We start from the raw sequence: 14314 nt of genomic DNA, 5'->3' as shown, positions 1-14314 counted from the left end.
TGTACACAGGCCATGGCCGCATGCGGTTTGGCCGCTCGAATTGCCCGGGATTGAAGCCATGAACGTCCCGTCGCTGTCCGCATCTCCTGCCGAACCGGTGTCCGCCGAGGGCGTCGTCGCGGCCGGCGCCTATGTCGACGGCCGCCGCGTTGCCAATATCGCCATCAGCGAGGCCTCGAGCTGGCGGGCCAAGCCCGGACACGTGGTCTGGATCGGCCTGCACGAACCCGACATGGCGCTCCTCGGCGCCGTGCAGAAGCAGTTCGATTTGCACGAGCTCGCCATCGAGGACGCCAACCACGCCCATCAGCGGCCCAAGATCGAGCAATATGGCGAGGCTCTGTTCATCGTCGCGCGCACCGCGCAATTGATCGAGGGCCGCATCGCCTTCGGCGAGACGCACATCTTCGTCGGCGAAGGCTATCTGGTGTCGGTGCGCCACGGCGCTTCGACCTCCTACACGCCGGTACGCGAACGCTGCGAAAGCTGCCCGCGGGCGCTGGCGCGCGGCGAGGATTACATCCTCTACGCCATCCTCGATTTCATCGTCGACAATTACTCGCCCGTGCTCGAAAGCATTCACGATGAAGTCGAGGCCATCGAGGACGACGTGCTCTCCAAGCCGATCAGCAAGGCGCAGATCGAGCGGCTTTACATGCTGCGCCGCGACCTGTTGCGGCTCAGGACCGCGATCGGCCCGCTGGTGGAGGTTTGCCGCCGGCTGGAGCACGACGAACTCGCCATGGTGCGCCAAGCCATGCAGCCGCTGTTCCGCGACGTCACGGACCACGTCCGCAACATCCAGGAGCGCATCGATTCCATGCGCGAGGTGCTGGCCTTCGCCTTCGAGGCGAGCCTGCTGGTCGGCCAGGCGCAGGAGACGGCGGTGTCCAAGAAGCTCGCCTCCTGGCTCGCGATCATCGCCATCCCGACTGCCCTCGCCGGCATCTACGGCATGAACTTCAAGCACATGCCGGAGCTGGAATGGGAATACGGCTATTACATGCTGCTCGGCGTGATGCTGACGGCATGCGGCGCGCTGTACTGGCGTTTTCGCAGCGTGGGATGGCTGTGAGCGGCACGCGCATTAGACGATCTCGACCCGATAATTCTCGATCACGGTGTTCGCCAGCAGCTTGTCGGCGGCTTCCTTCAGCGCGGCTTCCGCCTTGGCCTTGTCGGCGCCGGCGAGCTCGATGTCGAACACCTTGCCTTGCCGGACGCTGGCGATGCCGTCGACGCCGAGCGACTTCAGCGCGCCTTCGATGGCCTTGCCTTGCGGATCGAGGATACCCGTTTTCAAGGTAACGGTAACACGTGCCTTCACGTCAAAGATCCTCTTTCAGCTTTTCACCAGCACTGGGCCGGAGCCCTGCGGACGCTCGTTCTCCATGAGGATGCCGAGGCGCTTTGCGACTTCGGTATAGGCCTCGAGCAGGCCGCCAAGGTCTCTGCGGAAGCGGTCCTTGTCGAGCTTCTCGTTCGACTTGATGTCCCATAGACGGCAGGAGTCCGGCGAGATCTCGTCGGCGACGATAATCCGCATCATCTCGTTCTCGAACAGGCGGCCGCACTCCATCTTGAAGTCGACGAGGCGGATGCCGATGCCGAGGAAGAGGCCGGTGAGGAAATCGTTGACGCGGATGGCGAGCGCCATGATGTCGTCGATCTCCTGCGGCGTCGCCCAGCCGAACGCAGTGATGTGCTCTTCCGACACCATGGGGTCGTTGAGCTGGTCATTCTTGTAGTAGAACTCGATGATCGAACGGGGCAGTTGGGTGCCCTCCTCGATGCCGAGGCGCTGCGACAGCGAGCCGGCGGCAACGTTCCGCACCACCACTTCCAGCGGCACGATCTCGACCTCGCGAATCAACTGCTCGCGCATGTTGAGCCGGCGGATGAAATGGGTCGGCACCCCGATGTCGTTGAGGTGCTGAAACAGGTACTCCGAGATCCGGTTGTTGAGGACACCCTTGCCCTCGATCACCTGATGCTTTTTCGCATTGAACGCGGTGGCGTCATCCTTGAAGTGCTGGATCAGGGTACCGGGCTCCGGGCCTTCATAGAGAACCTTTGCCTTGCCTTCATAAATGCGACGCCGACGGCTCATTGGGATGTACCGTGTTTTGTTGAAATCCATGAATCTGGTGTGCTCCGGTTGACTAGGATTACGACCCACAGCGGAGCTGCCGTGAACGGCCTGGAACCTCTGGAAACAGAACAGGAACCAAACCTTCAGGCAACCTATCCGATTGGCTGTCCCAGCACAATCGATCCGGTCCATCCGACGCCGACTTATACCGCCTTGACTGCGGCTTAACGGCCCGTTGTTTTGCCGATATCTGCTATCTATGTAGGCATGCAGTCGGGGCGCCGCAACGGAAGGCTCCGCTCCATTCAGAGGGATTTGGAACAAGGCATGAGCGAGTTCGACAAGCGGCAGGAAGGTTTCGAGAAGAAGTTCGCCCTCGACGAGGAGCAGAAATTCAAGGCAGAGGCCCGCCGCAACCGGCTGCTCGGCCTGTGGGCGGCGGAAAAGCTCGGCATCACCGGCGATGCCGCCACTGCCTATGCCAAGGAGGTGGTCGCGGCGGATTTCGAGGAGGCCGGCGATGCCGACGTCCTGCGCAAGATCATGGCCGATTTCGCCGCCAAGAACGTTGCCGTCACCGAGCAGGCGATTCGCGCCAAGATGAGCGAATTGCTCGCAGTGGCGGCCGCCGAGGTGAAGGCGGGAAAGTAGACGCGAGGCGCATCCACACACACCATCGTTCCGGGGCGGTCCGCAGGTCCGAACTCAGGTGCGCAAGTGCGCACCTGAGAATCTCGGAATTCCGGATCGCCGCTGGCGCGGCGTCTGGAATGACAGAGCTGCATCACCCCTCCTTGAAGCCGTATTCCGGCACGTTACCGCTGGCGCCGTAATATTTGTACGGCAGGAACTTGCCGCTCATGGTGATCTTGACGCGGTCGCCCTTCGGGTTGGCGACGCGCTCGATTCCCATGTCGAAGTCGATCGCCGACATGATGCCGTCGCCGAACTCTTCCTCGATCAGCGCCTTCCAGGCCGGGCCGTTCACCATCACCATTTCGTAGAAGCGATAGATCAGGGGATCGGTCGGCGGCATCGGCGTGCCGGTGCCGCGCATCGGCACCTCGTTGAGCATCGCAACTTCCGCCTTCGACAGGCCGAACAGCTCGCCGGCGTTGGCGGCCTGCGGTTTTGTCAATTTCATCTGGCCGAGGATCGCGCCCGTTATCAGCACTTCGGAATAGCCGCCGATCTTCTCGCAGATGTATTTCCAGCTCCAGCCCTTCTCGCGCTTGATGTCGAGCAGCTTTTCGGTGAGGTCTTCGCGTTTCATGTCAGGGTCTCCTCTTGGTTCGGCATTGTGCCGGGCCTGCCGCTTTGGGAGGCACGAAGCGTGCCAATAAATGAGGCTAGCTGCTTCATGGCGGCGCCTCTCGTGACGGCAAGTCCGTGAATCCGCCTGACCGCCCGCTCGTCGATGATGTCCTCTCCGCGCGTTCTCCAGCGACTGCGATAAGAGCAACGTTATCGAAGACGTTGCTCGACGAAGCAGCCAATAGTCTTTGTTCGATGGTGGCACCCTGTCTGAGGCTACCTGCTACGAAGCGCTCGATCCTTCCGACATCAGCCCCTGCAGCCGCACCAGCTCCGCCTCCAGATCGCGCTCCACGTCCGCCGCCCGGATCTCCAGCACGCGATAATCCCGCGCCTCCAGCCAAGCCCGCCGCGACGCGCGATCTGCCGCAATGGCTTCCCCTTCGCCCGCGTTGACCAGCTCGATCGCGATCCGGTGCGGGAAGGAGACGAAGTCGGGAATGTGCCGCCCCACTGGGGTCTGGCGCTTGAACTGGCCGGCGAAGCGGCGGTCGCGGGTCAGCGCCTGCCACAGCAGGCGCTCGGCGTCGGTCGGGTTGCGGCGGAGCAGGCGCGCGAGCCCGCGCACAGTCGAGCCGCTGTCAGGCACGCTGCTGCCCTGCCCGTGCTCGGCCAAGAGCGCGCGCAGGCGCGTCGCCTGCTCGCCGTCGAGCACGCCGCCCTTGGCCGGGCCCTTGCGGCCTTCCGCGATCGCCATCACCACGCCGTGCAGCGTGTGCATGTCCTGCTTGGTCGGCTCCATCCGGGTGAAGATGTTGCGCAGGTTGACCAGCATGGTGTCCCGCTTCTCGGCCGGGCGCAAAAATTCCACCTTGTCGAGCTCGCGCACGAGGTTGTCGAAGAAGGCCTGCATCTGGTGCTGCGAGGCGCGTTCGGAGCGCTCGGGCATGCCGTGCGGCAGCTCGCCTGACGTGGCGCGCTTGAACCATTCATAGCCGACCAGCAGCACGGCCTGGGCGAGGTTGAGCGAGGCAAAGCCAGGATTGACCGGGAAGGTGATGATACGGTTGGCGAGCCCGACCTCCTCGTTGGTCAGGCCCCAGCGCTCCCGGCCGAACAGGATACCGGCCTTGCCCCCTGTGGCGATGTGACCCGATATCTCGGCCGCTGCCGCCTCCGGCCCGACCACCGGCTTGGCCTGGTCGTGGGCCCGCGCCGTAGTGGCGAACAACAGATCGAGATCGGCGACGGCCTCTTCCACCGTCTCGAACAGTTCGGCCTTTTCCAGAATGTGGTCGGCGCCGGCCGCGGCGCGCTGCGCGGCGATGTTGGGCCAGCCGTCGCGGGGATTGACGATGCGCAAGGCGGCAAGCGCAAAATTGCCCATGGCGCGCGCGGCCATGCCGATGTTTTCGCCGAGCTGCGGCTCGACCAGGATCACGATGGGACCGTCGAGGGAAAGCCCCGCTTTGCTCTTGTCAGTCCCCGACATCTCACTTCGCTTTCACGCTGTCTCTCAAGGCCTTGCAGAGGCCGCTTCAGGAGTTGATTCAAGCCGGCCCACCGGACCGGCCGCATCGCCGCTTGTCGTTTGCCTGTCCTGACAGAATTCTCAAGGGAAATAACGGCTTGGATTCGACTTTTGAATCTCGCCTGGAACGTCAGCCCGGCCCGGCCGGGGAGCCGGCTGCCGCTTCCCATCTGCGCAAGCTGGATGGGCTAAAAGTGCATAATCCCTTGGCTTTCGCCCGCCGCGCGGCGGTGCTAAGAGGCGCCGGATATTCCCGTGGCGCGCCCAAAGCGCCGTTCCCAAGAGGCTTCCCCGATCATGGCAAAAATCAAGGTATCCAATCCCGTCGTCGAACTCGATGGCGACGAGATGACCCGGATCATCTGGCAGTACATCAAGGACAAGCTGATCAACCCGTTCCTTGACGTCGAGCTGCTCTATTTCGACCTGGGGATGGAATACCGCGACCACACCAACGATCAGGTCACCATCGACGCCGCCGAGGCGATCAAGAAGGTCGGCGTCGGCGTCAAGTGCGCCACCATCACCCCTGATGAAGCCCGGGTGAAGGAGTTCAATCTCAAGCAGATGTGGAAGTCGCCGAACGGCACCATCCGCAACATCCTCGGCGGCGTGATCTTCCGCGAGCCGATCATCTGCAAGAACGTGCCGCGTCTCGTTCCCGGCTGGACCAAGCCGATCATCATTGGCCGCCACGCCTATGGCGACCAGTACCGCGCCACCGACATCAAGTTCCCGGGCAAGGGCACCCTCTCGCTGAAGTTCGTCGGCGAGGACGGCACCGTGATCGAGAAGGAAGTGTTCAAGGCGCCGGGCGCCGGCGTCGCCATGGAGATGTACAATCTCGATGACTCCATCATCGACTTCGCCCGCGCCTCCTTCAACTACGGCCTGCTGCGCGGCTACCCGGTCTATCTGTCGACCAAGAACACGATTCTGAAGGTCTATGACGGCCGCTTCAAGGACATCTTCCAGGATATCTTCGACCGCGAGTTCAAGAAGGAATTCGACGCCAAGGGCCTGACCTATGAGCACCGCCTGATCGACGACATGGTGGCCTCGGCGCTGAAATGGTCCGGCGGCTATGTCTGGGCCTGTAAGAATTACGATGGCGACGTGCAGTCCGACACGGTTGCGCAGGGCTACGGCTCGCTCGGCCTGATGACCTCGGTGCTGCTCACCCCCGACGGCAAGACGGTGGAAGCCGAAGCCGCCCACGGCACGGTGACCCGCCACTACCGCGAGCACCAGAAGGGCAAGGAGACCTCGACCAATTCCATCGCCTCGATCTTCGCCTGGACGCGCGGCCTGTCGCATCGCGCCAAGCTCGACAACAATGCCGAGCTCGCCAAGTTCGCGAACACGCTGGAGAAGGTCTGCGTCGACACCGTCGAAGCCGGCTACATGACCAAGGATCTCGCACTCTTGGTCGGCGCCGACCAGCGCTGGCTCTCGACCACCGGCTTCCTCGACAAGGTCGCCGAGAACCTCACGAAGGCGCTGGCAGCGTAAGCTGGCGTCTCGCCTCAACCGTCATTGCGAGCGAAGCGAAGCAATCCAGACTGCCTCCACGGCGGACACTGGATTGCTCCATCGCATCAGCGCAAAATAGCTCTGCAATTTTGTCGCGAGCTCCTCGCAACGACGACACTTGTGTCCGAGGAAGCATCATGCCGACCCCGTCCTCGCCGAACGGGGGACACGGGGTTTTAAGCGCCTGCCATCGCCTTTTCGATCGCCGAGAGCGCCGCGGCCGCATTGGCGCCGTCAGGGCCGCCGGCCTGCGCCATGTCGGGCCGGCCGCCGCCGCCCTTGCCGCCGAGCGCTTCGGACGCGATGCGCACCAAGTTCACGGCGTTGAAGCGCGCGGTCAGATCCTGTGTCACGCCGACCACGACACCGGCCTTGCCGTCCTCGGTGACGCCGACGATAGCGACGACGCCGGAGCCGATCTGCTTCTTGCCGTCGTCGGCAAGGCTCTTGAGATCCTTCATCTCGATGCCCTCGACCGCGCGCGCCATCAGCTTGACGTCGCCGACCTCGCGCACGCCCGCCGCCGCGCCGTTGCTCGATGACGCGCCGCCGCCCATCGCGAGCTTCTTGCGCGCGTCGGAGAGCTCGCGCTCGAGCTTCTTGCGTTCCTCCATCAGCGCGGCGATGCGCGCCGGCACGTCGTCGATGGAGGTGCGCAGCTCGTTCGCCGCAATCTTCGCCAGCGCCATGGTGTCATTGGCGTGCTTGCGCGCATAATTGCCGGTCAGCGCCTCGATGCGGCGCACGCCTGAGGCGACCGCGCTCTCGCTCGTGAGCGTGATCAGACCGATGTCGCCGGTCCGCTTCACATGCGTGCCGCCGCAGAGCTCGACCGACCAGCCGAGCGTGTTGGCGCCGCGCTCGCGTGCGGTCCTGCCCATCGAGACGACGCGGACCTCGTCGCCATATTTCTCGCCGAACAGGGCGCGCGCCCCCGCCTCACGGGCTTCATCGACGCCCATGATACGCGTGGTGACCTCGTCGTTCTCCAGCACCACGTCGTTGGCGATGTCCTCGACGCGGGCGAGCTCCTCCGCCGTGATCGGCTTCGGATGCACGAAGTCGAAGCGCAGCCGGTCGGGCGCGACCATCGAGCCGCGCTGAGCGATGTGGTCGCCGAGCACCTGGCGCAGCGCCTCGTGGATGAGGTGCGTCGCCGAGTGGTGGGCGCGGATCGACGCACGACGCGAATGATCCACCTCGAGCTGGAGCGCGGTGCCGAGCTTCACTTCGCCGCTCTCGACCGTGCCGATATGGACGAAGAGATCGCCGAGCTTCTTCTGCGTGTCGGTGATGCGGACCTTGATGCCGCCCTCGCCGAGCAGCACGCCGGTGTCGCCGACCTGGCCGCCGGATTCCGCATAGAATGGTGTCTGGTTCAGCACGATCGCGCCGGTCTCGCCGGCCTTGAGGCTGTCCGCCTCCTTGCCGTCCTTGACCAGCGCGGAAACCACGCCTTCGGCGCTCTCGGTCTCGTAGCCGAGGAATTCGGTCGCACCCAGCTTCTCACGCAGCGGGAACCAGATCGCTTCGGAAGCCGCCTCGCCAGAACCCTTCCAGGACTCGCGCGCCTTGGCCTTCTGACGCTCCATCGCATCAGAGAACGCCGCCTGGTCGACGCCGATGCCGCGCGACTTCAGCGCGTCCTGCGTCAGGTCCAGCGGGAAGCCGTAGGTATCGTAGAGCGTGAAGGCGACGTCGCCGTCGAACATGTCGCCCTTCTTCAAGGACGCGCTCTTCTCATCGAGGATGGCAAGTCCGCGCGACAGCGTCTTGCGGAAGCGGGTCTCTTCCAGCCGCAGCGTCTCCTCGATCAGCTTCTCTGCGCGGACCAGTTCCGGAAGGGCCTGGCCCATCTCGCGCACCAGCGCCCAGACCAGGCGATGCATCAGCGGTTCTTTCGCGCCCAAAAGCTGGGCATGGCGCATCGCGCGGCGCATGATCCGGCGCAGCACATAGCCGCGGCCCTCGTTCGAGGGCAGCACGCCGTCGGAGATGAGGAAGGCCGAGGAGCGCAGATGGTCGGCGATGACCCGGAACGAGGCGACGGTCTGCTCGTTCGGCCCGCTGCCGAGTGCGGACGCCGCCGCGTCGATCAAATTGCGGAACAGGTCGGTCTCGAACACGCTCTCGACGCCCTGGAGAATGCAGGCCATGCGCTCCAGGCCCATGCCGGTGTCGATCGAGGGACGCGGCAAGCCCACGCGCTCCTCCTTCGTCACCTGCTCGTACTGCATGAAGACGAGATTCCAGAATTCGAGGAAGCGGTCGCCGTCCTCCTCGGGCGAGCCCGGAGGCCCGCCCCAGATGTGCTCGCCGCGGTCGATGAAGATCTCCGAGCACGGGCCGCACGGGCCGGTGTCGCCCATCGCCCAGAAATTGTCCGAAGTCGGAATCCGGATGATGCGGTCGTCGGAGAAGCCGGCGATCTTCTTCCACAGGCCCGCCGCCTCGTCGTCGGTGTGGTAGACCGTGACGAGCAGCTTGTCCTTCTTCAGCCCGAACTCGCTGGTGATCAGTTTCCAGGCGAGCTCGATCGCGCGCTCCTTGAAATAGTCGCCGAACGAGAAGTTGCCGAGCATCTCGAAGAAGGTGAGATGGCGCGCGGTGTAGCCGACATTGTCGAGGTCGTTGTGCTTGCCGCCGGCGCGCACGCATTTCTGCGAGGTGGTGGCGCGCTGATAGGGCCGCTTCTCGACGCCGGTGAAGACGTTCTTGAACTGCACCATGCCGGCATTGGTGAACATCAAGGTCGGATCGTTGCGCGGCACGAGTGGCGAGGACGGCACGATCTCGTGGCCGTTCTCGGCAAAGAAGTTCAAAAAGGTCGACCTGATCTCGTTGACGCCGCTCATGTTCATCCAATCGGGTATGCTTGGGCCCGCTTCTCGCCATCCAAAACAGACGCTAAAGGCTGATATCTGCGGGCCAAAGCGCTTTTAGACAAGGCCAGCTTCGCTGTCCAGAAACTGTGCAAGGAGATGTGCAAGCAGATCAGTAGGTTGCCGCAGTCGCGCAATCCCGGTTGAAAGCCGATGCCGGCCGCGTTGACAGGCTTGGCCAGGCTGTGGTCTTTACCTATCTGTATCGTACGGCCACGTCGGGAGAGACCGGCTTTAGGCAGCCGGCGCCGAAGGAGCAACCGCCCCGGAAACTCTCAGGCAAAAGGACCGCGTGGCTTTGACAACATCTGGAAAGAGGCGCCGACGGGGGTTAAGACCCGGACAGCGTCCGCCGACGGGATAATACTCTCAGGCACAGCGACAGATGGGGCTTCGATGGGTTGCTGCCGGGGAATCGTCCCCGGGGAACCGCCGAGGGCCCCTGTAATGCCTGCACCCGACGACCACGATTCCCTCCTCCGACGTACCCCGCTCCACGCCCTGCATGTGTCCCAGAGCGGCAAGATGGTGCCGTTCGCGGGCTATGACATGCCCGTGCAGTACCCTGCGGGCGTGCTGAAGGAGCATCTCCACACCCGCGCCTCCGCCGGCCTGTTCGACGTCTCCCACATGGGGCAGATCGCGCTACGGCCGAAATCCGGCAAGGTCGAGGACGCCGCCCGTGCGCTGGAGCGGCTGGTGCCGCAGGATATCATTGCGATTGCACCGGGACGGCAGCGCTACGCCCAGTTCACCAATGCGGATGGCGGCATCCTTGACGATTTGATGGTCGCCAATTTCGGCGATCACCTGTTCCTGGTCGTCAATGCCGCCTGCAAGGACGCCGACGAGGCGCATCTGCGCGTGCATCTCTCCGAGGACTGCGTCATCGATCCGCTGGACGGCCGCGCGCTGATCGCGCTCCAGGGCCCGAAGGCGGAAACGACGCTGGCGAAATGGTGTGCAGAGGCGCCGTCCATGAAATTCATGGATGCCGGCCCGCGCGAGGTCGCCGGCCTCCCCTGTTTCGTCTCGCGCTCGGGCTATACCGGCGAGGACGGGTTCGAGATTTCCGTGCCCGCTGGCGATGCCGAGCGCCTCGCCAAGACGCTGCTCGAAAACCCGGACGTGCTGCCGATCGGGCTCGGGGCCCGCGACAGCCTGCGGCTGGAGGCCGGGCTCTGTCTCTACGGCCACGACATCGACACCACGACCACGCCGGTCGAAGCCGCGCTGGAATGGTCGGTGCAGAAGAGCCGCCGCAGCGGTGGGACGCGCGCCGGCGGCTTCCCCGGCGCCGAGAAGATTCTCGCCCATTTCGACCAGGGTGCATCCCGCCGCCGCGTCGGCCTGCGCACTGAGGGACGCGCGCCGGTGCGGGAGGGCGCGCTGCTGTTTGCGGATGCGACGGCGGGCGAGCCGATCGGCAAGGTTACATCGGGCGGCTTCGGCCCGAGCCTGAATGCGCCGGTGGCGATGGGCTATGTGCCCACGAGCCAGAGCGCGCTCGGCACCAAGCTGTTCGCCGAGGTGCGCGGCCAGCGCCTAGCCGTCGAGGTCGCCGCCATGCCCTTCGTGAAAAACACCTACAAACGCTGAGGATTCGACCATGACCACGACGCTGTACACCTCCGACCACGAATGGCTCGCCATCGAGGGCGACATCGCCACCGTCGGGATCACTGATTACGCGCAGCAGCAGCTCGGCGACGTCGTGTTCGTCGAGCTGCCCAAGATCGGCCGCGTGCTGAAGAAGGCAGAAGCCGCCGCGGTCGTGGAATCCGTCAAGGCCGCCTCTGACGTCTACGCGCCCGTTACGGGCGAGGTGCTCGAGACCAATCCCGCACTCGCGGCCGAGCCCGCGCTGGTGAACACGGATGCGCAGGGCGCGGCCTGGTTCTTCAAGATCAAGATTGCCGACAGAAACGAGCTCGGCGGCCTCATGGATGAGGCTGCGTACAAAGCGCATACGGCGTGAGATGAAGCAAGTAGCCGCCCCACACTCACTGTCATGCCTCGCGAAGGCGGGGCATCCAGTCGACGCAGCCGCTTCGGCTAGAGCCGAGGGGCCACGGCGTATTGGATCGTCCGCCCCTGTGCGCAAGTGCGCACAAGGCGGACGATGACAGCAACTCCTAGCGAGGACCCTATGATGACCGCGCAGCGCAAATCCAACGGCGACACCGCCGCCAGCTTCGTTCGCCGCCACATTGGCCCCTCGACGCGCGACGTCACCGCAATGCTCGAGGCCGTCAGCGCCAAGAGCGTCGATGCGCTGATGGGGGAGACGCTGCCGGCCTCGATCCGGCAGGCCGCCCCGCTCGATCTCGGCAAAGCCTTGAGCGAAACCGAGGCGATCGCGCATATGGGCGAGCTCGCGCGGCAGAACCAGGTCTTCACCTCGCTGATCGGTCAGGGCTATTCCGGCACGATCCTGCCCGCGGTGATCCAGCGCAACATCCTGGAGAATCCGGCCTGGTACACGGCGTATACGCCCTACCAGCCCGAGATCAGCCAGGGCCGGCTCGAGGCGCTGCTCAATTTCCAGACCATGATCTGCGACCTCACCGGGCTCGACGTTGCCAACGCCTCGCTGCTCGACGAGGCGACCGCGGCGGCCGAAGCCATGGCGCTCGCCGAGCGGCACTCACAGGTGAAGGCAAAAGCCTTCTTCGTCGACAAGGACGTGCATCCGCAGACGCTCGCGGTGATGCGCACCCGCGCCGAGCCGCTCGGCTGGAGCCTGATCGTCGGCGATCCCCTCACCGATCTCGCTAAGAGTGACGTGCTAGGTGCGCTGCTGCAATATCCGGGCTCGTCGGGCGCGGTGCGGGACCTGCGTCCCGCGATCGCGACACTGCGCGCCAAGGGCGCGCTCGCGATCGTCGCCGCCGATCTGCTGGCACTGACGCTGCTCGCCTCGCCCGGCGAGCTAGGGGCCGACATCGCGATCGGCTCGGCGCAGCGCTTTGGCGTGCCGATGGGCTATGGCGGACCGCATGCGGCCTATATGGCGGTGCGCGACGCGCTGAAGCGCTCGCTGCCCGGCCGCATCGTCGGCCTCTCCGTGGATTCGCGCGGGATGCCGGCCTATCGCCTCGCCCTCCAGACCCGCGAGCAGCACATCCGCCGCGAGAAGGCGACCTCCAACATCTGCACCGCGCAGGTGCTCCTCGCCGTGATCGCCTCGATGTACGCGGTCTATCACGGCCCCGAGGGCCTGACGCAGATCGCGCAAAATGTGCATCGCCGCGCGACCGTGCTCGCCACCGGCCTGCGCAAGCTCGGCTTTGCGCTCCAATCGGAGACCTTCTTCGACACGCTCAGCGTCGATGCTGGCGCCAAGCGTGCCGAGATCATTGCGCGCGCGACCGCCGAGACAATCAATCTCGGCATCAGTGAAACCGCGCTTCGCATTGCGCTCGACGAGACCACGACGCCTGCAACGGTGGAAGCGGTTTGGCGCGCCTTCGGCGGCACACTTGCCTATGCCGAGATCGACGCCGAGACGCGCGAGGCGCTGCCGGACGACTTGAAGCGCACGACCGCTTTCCTCACTCATCCGGTGTTCCATGCGCATCGCTCGGAGACCGAGATGCTGCGCTACATGCGCAAGCTCAGTGATCGCGACCTCGCGCTCGACCGCGCGATGATTCCGCTGGGATCCTGCACCATGAAGCTGAACGCGACCACCGAGATGATGCCGCTGACCTGGCCGGAGTTTGCGACGCTGCACCCGTTCGCCCCGCGCGAGCAGGCCGCCGGCTATCACGCGCTGTTCGCGCGGCTTGAAAAGTGGCTGTGCGACATCACCGGCTATGATGCGATCTCACTGCAGCCGAATTCCGGCGCGCAAGGCGAATATGCCGGGCTGCTCGCGATCCGCGGCTATCATGCCGCGCGCGGACAGAGCCACCGCAAGATCTGCCTGATCCCCTCCTCCGCCCATGGCACCAACCCGGCCTCGGCCGCGATGGTCGGCATGGACGTGGTGGTGGTCGCCTGCGACAAGAACGGCGACGTCGACGTTGGTGATCTCCGCGCCAAGGCCGAGAAACATTCGAATGACCTCGCCGCTGTGATGATCACCTATCCCTCGACGCATGGCGTGTTCGAAGAGCACATCCGCGAGATTTGCGACATCGTCCATGGCCATGGCGGCCAGGTGTATCTTGACGGCGCCAACCTCAACGCGCAGGTCGGGCTGTCCCGGCCCGGCGATTACGGCGCCGATGTCAGCCACCTCAACCTGCACAAGACCTTCTGCATCCCGCATGGCGGCGGCGGCCCCGGCATGGGCCCGATCGGCGTAAGAGCTCATCTCGCCCCGTTCCTCCCCGGTCATCCCGCGACCAAGGCGGATGCACCCGTCGGCCCGGTGTCGGCCGCGCCGTTCGGCTCGGCCTCGATCCTCACGATCTCCTACATCTATATCTTGATGATGGGCGGCGAAGGGTTGAAGCGTGCGACCGAAATCGCGATCCTCAACGCCAATTACATCGCAGCAAGGCTCGATCCGCACTTCCCGGTGCTCTACAAGAACGCCAAGGGCCGTGTCGCGCATGAGTGCATCGTCGATCCCCGGCCGCTGAAGACGACCTCAGGGGTCACCGTCGACGACATCGCAAAACGCCTGATCGATTACGGCTTCCACGCGCCGACCATGAGCTTCCCGGTGCCGGGCACACTGATGATCGAGCCGACCGAATCGGAATCGAAGGCGGAGCTGGACCGCTTCTGCGACGCCATGATCGCGATCCGGAAGGAGATCGCCGAGGTCGAAGCCGGCCGCTTCAAGATCGAGGCCTCGCCGCTGCGCCACGCCCCGCACACCGTGCACGACATCGCCGATGATGCATGGAATCGCGCCTACACCCGCAGCGAGGGCTGCTTCCCCGCGGGCACCTCGCGCAGCGACAAATACTGGAGTCCGGTGGGGCGCGTCGACAACGTCTATGGCGACCGTAACCTCGTATGCTCCTGCCCGCCGGTGAGCGATTACGCGCAAGCCGCGGAGTAGCG

11 protein-coding genes and 1 riboswitch are annotated in these 14314 nt (G+C 64.7%); of the genes, 6 read left to right on the top strand and 5 right to left on the bottom strand.

Translation table 11 applies throughout. The features are described 5' to 3' along the window. The first annotated feature begins 58 nt into the window (after positions 1 to 58). Entirely contained in the window at positions 59 to 1075 is a 1017-nt protein-coding gene (locus IVA92_RS33450; RefSeq protein WP_247280679.1) for a magnesium and cobalt transport protein CorA, read from the top strand. 12 nt (positions 1076 to 1087) lie between these two features. Here the strand turns inward: IVA92_RS33450 and purS are convergent, their stop codons facing one another. Both purS and purC read right to left on the bottom strand, forming a co-directional pair. Next, positions 1088 to 1327 carry a phosphoribosylformylglycinamidine synthase subunit PurS gene (gene purS / locus IVA92_RS33445; RefSeq protein WP_247280678.1) on the bottom strand — a complete coding sequence of 80 codons (240 nt, stop codon included), beginning with the start codon at positions 1325 to 1327 and terminating at the stop codon, positions 1088 to 1090. A 15-nt stretch (positions 1328 to 1342) separates the two neighbouring features. After that, on the bottom strand, positions 1343 to 2110 hold the full coding sequence (gene purC, locus IVA92_RS33440) for a phosphoribosylaminoimidazolesuccinocarboxamide synthase (protein ID WP_173015815.1): 768 nt from the start codon (positions 2108 to 2110) through the stop codon (positions 1343 to 1345). Positions 2111 to 2419: 309 nt separating this feature from the next. Between purC and IVA92_RS33435 the strand changes: the two genes are divergently transcribed. Beyond that, positions 2420 to 2743 carry a DUF1476 domain-containing protein gene (locus IVA92_RS33435; RefSeq protein ID WP_247280677.1) on the top strand — a complete coding sequence of 108 codons (324 nt, stop codon included), beginning with the start codon at positions 2420 to 2422 and terminating at the stop codon, positions 2741 to 2743. 133 nt (positions 2744 to 2876) lie between these two features. On the opposite strand, the gene cynS is transcribed toward IVA92_RS33435, so the two are convergent. Then, entirely contained in the window at positions 2877 to 3365 is a 489-nt protein-coding gene (gene cynS / locus IVA92_RS33430) for a cyanase (RefSeq protein ID WP_247280676.1), read from the bottom strand. 264 nt (positions 3366 to 3629) lie between these two features. Beyond that, positions 3630 to 4838 (bottom strand): TrmJ/YjtD family RNA methyltransferase, encoded by a 1209-nt coding sequence (locus IVA92_RS33425; protein ID WP_247280675.1) that lies wholly within the window; start codon positions 4836 to 4838, stop codon positions 3630 to 3632. Between the two features lie 336 nt (positions 4839 to 5174). Here IVA92_RS33425 and IVA92_RS33420 point away from each other — a divergent pair, with 336 nt between their 5' ends. Then, positions 5175 to 6389, top strand: a complete 1215-nt coding sequence (locus IVA92_RS33420) for an NADP-dependent isocitrate dehydrogenase (RefSeq protein WP_247280674.1) — start codon at positions 5175 to 5177, stop codon at positions 6387 to 6389. Between the two features lie 197 nt (positions 6390 to 6586). On the opposite strand, the gene alaS is transcribed toward IVA92_RS33420, so the two are convergent. Next, the gene (alaS, locus tag IVA92_RS33415) at positions 6587 to 9265 is read right to left on the bottom strand and encodes an alanine--tRNA ligase (RefSeq protein WP_247280673.1); all 2679 of its coding nucleotides are present in this window, start codon (positions 9263 to 9265) and stop codon (positions 6587 to 6589) included. A 236-nt stretch (positions 9266 to 9501) separates the two neighbouring features. Further along, a riboswitch (glycine riboswitch) is annotated at positions 9502 to 9592 on the top strand. A 147-nt stretch (positions 9593 to 9739) separates the two neighbouring features. Here alaS and gcvT point away from each other — a divergent pair. The 3 genes from gcvT to gcvP all read left to right on the top strand — a co-directional run bounded on the left by gcvT (position 9740) and on the right by gcvP (position 14312). Further along, complete coding sequence (gcvT, locus tag IVA92_RS33410) at positions 9740 to 10891, top strand: glycine cleavage system aminomethyltransferase GcvT (protein ID WP_247280672.1); 1152 nt, start codon at positions 9740 to 9742, stop codon at positions 10889 to 10891. A 10-nt stretch (positions 10892 to 10901) separates the two neighbouring features. Continuing rightward, a complete protein-coding gene (gene gcvH, locus IVA92_RS33405; protein WP_247280671.1) occupies positions 10902 to 11270 on the top strand; it encodes a glycine cleavage system protein GcvH in 369 nt (122 codons plus the stop codon). Positions 11271 to 11444: 174 nt separating this feature from the next. Then, positions 11445 to 14312 (top strand): aminomethyl-transferring glycine dehydrogenase, encoded by a 2868-nt coding sequence (gene gcvP / locus IVA92_RS33400; protein WP_247280765.1) that lies wholly within the window; start codon positions 11445 to 11447, stop codon positions 14310 to 14312. Positions 14313 to 14314 lie beyond the last annotated feature (2 nt).

It is taken from the genome of Bradyrhizobium sp. 154 (assembly GCF_023073875.1).
Lineage (GTDB): Bacteria > Pseudomonadota > Alphaproteobacteria > Rhizobiales > Xanthobacteraceae > Bradyrhizobium.
This window is presented reverse-complemented; position numbering and strand designations above follow the sequence as displayed.